The sequence below is a fragment of the Paenibacillus sp. JT22N7 genome (genome assembly GCF_059383875.1).
In genome coordinates this window covers 718,674-727,200 of record NZ_JBXENY010000003.1, presented here as the reverse complement: position 1 = coordinate 727,200, position 8,527 = coordinate 718,674, and the positions used below count along the sequence as shown (strand labels likewise).

Annotated in this window: 2 protein-coding genes; both read left to right on the top strand. The window is 50.7% G+C overall.

The features are described from left to right. A partial coding sequence (locus AC50Y5_RS11615) for an amino acid adenylation domain-containing protein (protein ID WP_494860668.1) occupies nucleotides 1-7,297 on the top strand: 7,297 nt, incomplete at its 5' end. A gap of 320 nt (nucleotides 7,298-7,617) precedes the next feature. After that, the gene (locus tag AC50Y5_RS11610) at nucleotides 7,618-8,520 is read left to right on the top strand and encodes a DUF72 domain-containing protein (RefSeq protein ID WP_494860665.1); all 903 of its coding nucleotides are present in this window, start codon (nucleotides 7,618-7,620) and stop codon (nucleotides 8,518-8,520) included. The last annotated feature ends 7 nt before the right edge of the window (nucleotides 8,521-8,527 follow it).

The window sequence follows — 8,527 nt, the reverse complement described above, 5'->3', positions numbered from 1 at the left end:
GGCAGAGGGACTTCCCTCGTATATGCTCCCTTCATATTTCATATCCCTGCCCGAGATGCCGCTAACGCCTAACGGAAAGCTGGATCGCAAGGCACTGCCGAAGCCGGAAGTTGGGGCGCAGAGCGAGGCGGCGTATGTAGCGCCGCGGACACCAGTCGAAGCGGAAGTCGCGCGGCTGTGGCAGGAGGTGCTGGGACTTGAGCGTGTTGGTATTCGCGACAACTTCTTTGCGCTTGGCGGCCATTCCCTCCGGGCGATGACGCTTGTATCGCGCATGCATCAAGCATTGGAGACTGAGGTGCCGTTAAGAGAGGTGTTTCTTTATCCGACCGTTGAAGAGCTGGCAGTGGTGATTAGCCGACGGGAACAGAAGGCGTATGCCGCTATTCCACGGGTGGAAGCCAGAGACTACTATCCGCTGTCCTCAGCGCAAAAACGGATGTACATTTTACAGCAGCTTGAAGAAGCGGGGAAAAGCTACAATATGCCCGGGATGCTGATGCTGGAAGGGGCGCTGAATCGAGCGCGTTTTGAAGCAGCGTTCCGGCTCCTGATTGCCCGACATGAAACGCTGCGTACCGATTTTGAGCTGGTGCAGGGCGAACCGATGCAGCGGGTAAAGGAAGCGGTTGACTTTGAGGTTGCCTATGTAGAGGCAAGCATGGAGGAGGTCGAAGCCCGAGTGCGCGATTTCGTGCAGCCGTTCGACCTCAGCGAAGCGCCGCTGCTGCGGGTGGAATTAATCGAATGGGCGGAAGAGCGCTATGTGCTGCTGCTGGATATGCATCACATCATTTCTGATGGGGCGTCGATGGATATTTTGGTGGAGGAATTCGCCCGTCTATATCGGGAGGAGAAGCTGCCTGAGCTGCGGATTCAGTACAAGGATTATGCGGTTTGGCAGCAGTCTGAAGCCTATAAAGAGCAAATGAAGCAGCATGAAGCTTACTGGCTGAAGGCATTGGATGGAGAATTGCCCGTGCTGGAGCTGCCGACGGACGCAGCACGTCCTGCGATAAGACAGTCCGATGGAGCCGCGTTTGACTTTGAGCTCGATTCGCATCAGAGGGATGCGCTGCATGAGCTTGCTGCTCAGCATGGATCTACGCTGTATATGGTGCTGCTCGCGGCGTATACGATTTTGCTGCATAAATACTCCGGGCAAGAAGACATTATCGTCGGTACGCCTGTTGCGGGCAGAACGCACAGCGACTTGCAAGAGCAGATTGGTATGTTCGTTGGCACGTTGGCCATTCGTAGCTATCCAGCGGGTGAAAAGGTGTTATCGGCTTACTTAAATGAGGTCAAGGAAACGATGCTTAACGCCTATGAGCACCAGCAATATCCGTTTGAAGAACTGCTTGAGAATGTGCAAGTTAATCGTGATTTAAGCCGTAATGCAGTGTTTGACACGATGTTTGTCCTGCAAAATACGGAAAGCAAGCAGTTTGAACTGGATGGGCTCCAAATGAAGCCGTATGCCAGCGCACAAAGGACAGCGAAATTTGACTTGACCTTGCAGGCAATAGAGAGTGAGGCTGGGGTCGCTTTCAGCTTGGAGTACGCAACTTCATTGTATAAGCCGGAAACTATACAGCGGATTGCGGGGCACTTTGTCCGGTTGATTGATGAGATGATCGCCCACCCTCAGGCAAGCCTTGCGATGCTGCAAATGGTGACGGATGAGGAACGAACGCGGCTGATAGACGTGTTCAATGATACAAGGGCAGCGTATCCGCGAGAGCTGGCCATTCATCAACTGTTTGAGGACCAAGCGGAACAAAGGCCGAATGCACCAGCCATTTTATTTGGAGAGTCGCAATGGTCTTACGGCGAGCTAAACGATAAGGCCAATCGGTTGGCACGGACACTGCAGAAGGCGGGACTTGAAGCGGAACAACTGGTAGCCATTGTAGCAGAGCGTTCCTTTGAGATGATTGTCGGCATATTGGCGATTCTTAAAGCTGGAGGGGCCTACGTGCCTATTGATCCGGAGTATCCGGAAGAGCGCATTCGCTATATGATGCAGGATGCAAATGTGAGAACTGTACTGATCCAGAGCCATTTACAAAGACCTGTGTTTACGGATGCGATGGTTGTGCTGCTTGATGCTGAGCAGGCTTATGACAAGGATGGTTCAAATCTGGCATCAGCCACAGAATCAACTCAGATGGCGTACGTAAACTATACTTCCGGCTCGACAGGAACACCCAAAGGAGTGTGCGTCACGCATCGCGGGGTTGTTCGACTTGTGACACATGCAAATTATATGGATATTTGCGAGAATGACGTTTTCTTGCAGGGATCAACTATTTCCTTCGATGCCGCGACGTTTGAGATTTGGGGCAGCTTGCTGAATGGAGCAGTATTGGCGCTTCTGCCTCCTGTCACTTTATCGCTTGAGGATTGGTCGCAAGCGATCCGAAAGCATCAGGTTACGATTGCTTGGTTCACGTCAGGATGGTTCACGGTTATGGTAGAACACAAGCTTGAAGGATTGGCAGGAATCAGACAATTGCTCGTCGGAGGCGATGTGGTATCCAGAGCGCATGTGAAGAAAGCGATGGAGCATTATCCGCACTTGCGTTTGATCAATGGGTACGGTCCGACGGAAAACACGACATTTACAACTTGCCATACAATCCGTTTGGAGGATATGGATCGTGCCTTGATTCCAATTGGCCGTCCTATCGGAAATACGCAAGTATATGTGCTCGATCCATTAGGCATGCTGCTGCCGCAAGGCGCAATTGGAGAGTTGTATGCGGCTGGAGACGGTGTGGCACGCGGTTATTTGAATCAACCGGAATTGACGGCGGAGAGATTTGTTGATAATCCTTTTGTACCAGGGCAAAAAATGTACCGGACTGGTGATCTTGCACGCTGGTTGCCGGATGGTACGCTCGAATACGTAGGGCGTATGGACAGTCAGGTGAAAATTCGCGGGTACCGGATCGAGCTTGGGGAGATAGAAGCACAGCTTGGCCGAATTACTTCGGTGCGCGAAGCGGTTGTGGTCGCAAAGGCCGATAACAGCGCAATACAGCAGCTTTGTGCGTATGTTGTAGCCAATCGGGAGCTGGCTGCTGGTGAACTAAGAAGGCACTTAGCCGAGCAATTGCCGGGGTATATGATTCCAACGTACTTTGTGCAACTCGAACGCATGCCGCTGACGCCAAATGGCAAAATCGACCGCAAGGCGCTGCCAGCGCCAGAAGGAATCATTCCTGCTGCGGTCGAATATGCAGCGCCGCGCACGCACATCGAAGCGCATCTTGCCCGTATTTGGCAAGACGTTCTCGGTCTTGAACGTGTAGGCGTGTACGACAACTTCTTTGAGATTGGCGGTCACTCTTTGCGGGCAACGGCAATGGTGAGCCGTCTGCATAAAGAAATGCAAATTAATGTGCCGCTTAGACACATTTTCAGGTTCCCGACCATCGAGCAGCTTTCCAAAGCAATTGCAGACATGGAACAACAGGCGTTCCAGGCTATCCAACCTATCGAAGAAAAAGCGTATTATGCCGTTTCCTCAGCTCAGAAGAGGCTGTATATATTGCACCAGCTTGAAGGGACGGGACTGAGCTACAATTTGCCGAGAGCCATGCTGCTGGAAGGAACGCTGGACCGAAAGCTGTTCGAGGCCGCGCTGAACAAGCTAATTGCAAGGCACGAGACGCTGCGGACGAGCTTCCATATGGCGGAAGGTGAATCGGTGCAGCGCGTGCACAATGAAGTGCGCTTTGCTGTGGAATATATCCAGGCAAGTGAAGAGGAAACAGCAGAAGTGATGCGGCGATTCGTTCGCACCTTTGATCTGGAGCAGCCGCCGCTCTTGCGCGCCGGACTCATCGAGCTTGCATCTGAGCGCCATCTGTTCATACTCGATATGCACCATATTATCTCCGATGGTATTTCGATGGGCATTTTGGTGGAAGAGTTTGCACGCATGTATGCCGGGGAAGAACTGCCTCCATTGCGTAATCAATACAAAGACTATGCGGCATGGGAGCAGTCTCAGGAGCAGAAGAAGCGTCAGCTTCAGGAGGAAGCGTACTGGCTGGATGTGTTTAGCGGGGATTTACCGGTTCTGGAAATGCCAACGGATTATGTGCGGCCTGCGGTGCAAAGCTTCCAGGGTGAAGAGCTGTCATTTATGCTTGGCGCTGAGCAGTGTGAAAGTTTGCAGCGCATAGCGGCCGAAAGCGGATCAACGCTGTATATGATATTGCTGGCGATATACAAAACCTTACTGCATAAATATTCGGGGCAGGAAGATATTGTAGTCGGTACGCCAATTGCGGGCAGAACACATGGCGACTTCCAGTCGCTGGTGGGCATGTTTGTAGGCACATTGGCGATTCGCAGCTATCCGGCGCGCGAGAAAACATTTATATCGTACCTGGAAGAAATCAAGGAAGCGATGCTAGGCGCTTACGAGCATCAAGGCTACCCATTTGAGGAACTGGTGGAGAAGGTGCAGGTCAGCAGGGACATGAGCCGCAACCCGATTTTTGATACGATGTTTGTTTTGCAAAATATGGAACAAAGAGATTTACAAATGCACGGCTTGCAGATTCAGCCATATGCAAATGAACATACCGCGGCGAAGTTTGACTTAACCTTCCAGTTAGAGGAAATGGAAAATGGTATCTCGTGCAGCATCGAATATGCTTCTGGTTTATTCAAGCGAGAGACGGTGCTCCGGATGGCGAAGCAATTCGAACAGCTAGTTGAATCCGTTACGGCAAATCCGTATGCAAGGCTAGCGTCGTTAGATATCCTAACAGCGGAGGAGCACGCACAGCTTGCAGCATTCAATGCGACAGCATCGGAATACCCAAGCGAAAAAACAGTCTACCATTTGTTTGAGCAGCAGGCGGAAAAAACACCGGAAGCGGTAGCCGTCGTTCATGATGAAGAGCGAGTGACGTATGGCGAGCTAAACGCCCGTTCCAATCGCTTGGCAAGGACGCTGCGAGCATCCGGCGTGCGACCGGATCATTTGATTGGCATACTGGCTGATCGATCCGTGGAAATGATTATAGGCATACTGGCCGTGCTAAAAGCTGGTGGGGCTTACGTGCCAATAGATCCGGAGTATCCTGAGGAACGCATACGTTACATGCTGGAGGACGCTGGCTCGGAGGTGCTGCTAGTGCAGCAGCATTTGCTGAATCACGTACATTTTGAAGGAAAGCTTATCAATCTGAATGATCCGGAGGTCTTTAGCGAAGAAGAGTCGAATATAGAGCCGATATCTGGCGCGCATGATCTTGCTTATGTGATCTATACGTCGGGAACGACGGGAAATCCGAAGGGCGCGATGATTACCCACCAAGGGCTGACGAATTACTTGTGGTGGGCACAAGAGGTATATGTCACTGGGGAAAAGCTTGATTTTCCGCTGTACTCATCCATTTCCTTCGACCTGACGGTAACATCCATATTCACGCCGCTGCTAACAGGCAACCTTATTCGCATTTACAGTGGAGAAGACAAGGCGCTAATAATCGAGCGGATCGTAACAGATAACCAAGTCAACATTATCAAATTGACACCAGCCCATTTAAGTATAATCAAAGAAATGAATATAAGGGCTGGCTCAAATATCCGTAAGCTAATTGTCGGAGGTGACAATCTTGGCGCGGATATAGCGAGAAGCATCCATGACAAGTTTGGCGGAGATATCACGATATTCAATGAATATGGACCAACAGAAACCGTTGTCGGCTGCATGATTTATCGTTACGATCCAGAAACGGATACGAGCGGTTCCGTTCCCATTGGGGTACCGGCTGCGAATGTCAGCATTTATTTGCTTGATGCTGAGCGTAAGCAAGTGCCGATTGGAGTACCAGGAGAAATATACATCGTTGGAGATGGAGTTGCGCGTGGGTACTTCCGTCGTCCCGACTTGACCGCGGAGAAGTTCGTTGACCACCCATTCGTTCCTGGGAAGCGGATGTACCGTACAGGGGACTTGGCCAAAATGCTGTCAAACGGAAACTTGGAATATTTAGGCCGCGCAGATGACCAAGTAAAAATACGCGGCTTCCGTATTGAGCTCGGCGAAGTAGAGGCGCAACTGATGAAAGTAGAGGCGGTGAAGGAAGCCGCGGCCATCGCTCGCGAAAACGACGCGAAAGAGAAGCAGCTATATGCCTATTACGTAGCGGATAGCGAGCTTACGGCCGGGGAACTGCGGAGAGCGTTATTGCAGAAGCTCCCAGCCTATATGATTCCAAACCGCTTCGTGCAACTGGATAAATTGCCGCTTACAGCTAATGGCAAAGTCGATCGCAGACGTTTATCTCTTTTGCAGCAAAATGAGCCGCTTCAAGCCAATTACACTGCGCCAAGGAATCAGCTGGAACAAGCGCTTGCTGACATCTGGCAGGAGGTTCTGGGCATAGAACGGGTTGGCATTCACGATAATTTCTTCGATGCAGGCGGACATTCTTTGAAGCTGATTCATATGATCGGGGAAGCTCGCAGCAGGCTGGATGTGGAAATATCGTTTAGCACCGCCTTCACTTACCCGACGGTCATGGAGCTTGCCGAGCAGCTGGGAAGCCGAAACCACTTTGATGATTCTACAGAGCAGCAAGGTACAGGGGTATCTGTATGGAACAGCAGCAAAGGAAACGGCTTAACTTTGCATTGCTTCCCGCCAATCGTAGGCTATGGGCAAGTGTTCACGATGATGGCACAATCGTTGCAGGATACGGCATCTATATATGCCTATGATTTCATCGTTTGCGACGATACAACGGAATACTTTGCACAACATGTTCAAAAATTGCAGCCTCAGGGCCCCATTTATTTGCTGGGCTACTCTGCCGGAGGAAACCTTGCATTTGAAGTAGCCAAGCGACTGGAGGAACAGGGTCGAGTAGTAGCGGCTATCCTTATGTTTGACGCCTATCCGAGAGAAATGTCTTCATCTAATATGCAGCAAGAAGAGTATCTGGAGACGCTAAAAGAAGAGATTTCGATGTTCATTCGCCATGTTCCCGGGGAGACGGCAGAAAAAGTTAAACAAAACATCCTAGCTTACACAGCATGGATTGATGGGATGCAAACAAATGGAGAAGTTCAGGCTGAAATTCATCTGATCCAATCAGCAGATCCCATAGGAGAAGAGGAATGGAGAAGGAAATCCTGGAGCGCTTTAACAACGGGGCAACTGCACATTTATTTAGGAAACGGCAAACATGAGCAGATGCTGGAAAGAGATTATGCTTCAACCAACGCCTTACTTATAAAAACTATACTTGAAAATTTCACTGTTTAAAGGTGACCCGTAAAAAAGGTCAACCCTATTCATGAGATGCTCCTTGTTAAGCAGTCGGTTTATTCATTAAACCTGTCTGCTTAACGGGAAGCATGAATAATCAGGCTTTCAGATTGACGAGAAACCCGATCGTCTTGTCTCAAGACGTTTGTGGTTTCTCTTTGTTATGGGGACCTGAATGAAGATAAAGGAAGGGCATTGCGCAGCCCATTATCTTGTGAATACGTGCAAAAGTTGTCAAAGCAACTACAGTTGCTTTATCATAAAAAAGACATCTTCATCAGACCTATAACATGCCAAGGACATAAGAAAGGAGCCGAATGATGGCTGTTCAAATCGGACTTACAGGCTGGGGTGACCATGATTCGCTTTATATTCCCGGTTCAAAGGCGAAGGACAGGCTGGGCCAATATGCCAAATATTTTCCCGTCGTCGAAGTAGACAGCTCCTTCTATGCGATTCAATCTCGGGAACGGTTCGCCAAATGGGTAGCGGAAACGCCGGACTCGCTCCATTTTATGATAAAAGCGTATCAGGGCATGACGGGGCATCAGCGCGGTGAGGCAGCAGCAGCTGCGGCATTAAATGACACGGGCCAGATGTTCGCCGCTTTTCGCGAATCCATTGAGCCGGTTATGGAGGCTGGGCGGCTGACTGCTGTGCTTTTTCAATATCCGCCATGGTTTGATTGCACGCAGGACAATGTCCGGCTGCTTCGCGAGACGAAGCTCAGAATGGGCAGCATTCGCTGCGCTTTGGAGTTCCGCCATCAGAGCTGGTTTATGCCGGAGTTTCGGGCGAAGACGCTGGCGTTTATGGAGCGCGAGGGCTGGATCCACAGCGTATGCGATGAGCCGCAGGCGGGTGTCGGCTCGGTGCCGACCGTGCTGCAAGCGACCGATCAGGAGCTGACGCTGGTTAGGCTGCATGGCCGAAATGCAGCTGGCTGGAATCAGAGCGGAGCGCCGAATTGGCGAGAGGTTCGTTATTTGTATCGCTATAACAGCAATGAGCTGCGAGAATGGGCAGACAACATCAAGGAGCTGCAGCAGCAGAGCAAGCATATTTGCATTATTTTTAACAATAACTCCGGCGGGGACGCGGCTGATAATGCCAAAGAACTGATGGACCTGCTTGGAATGAACTGCCCCGATGGGGAGGGGCCTTATTTTGTTCGAAATGAGCCAGAGCCGCCAGCGGTAGAGCAGCTGGAGTTATTTTAGAGTGGGA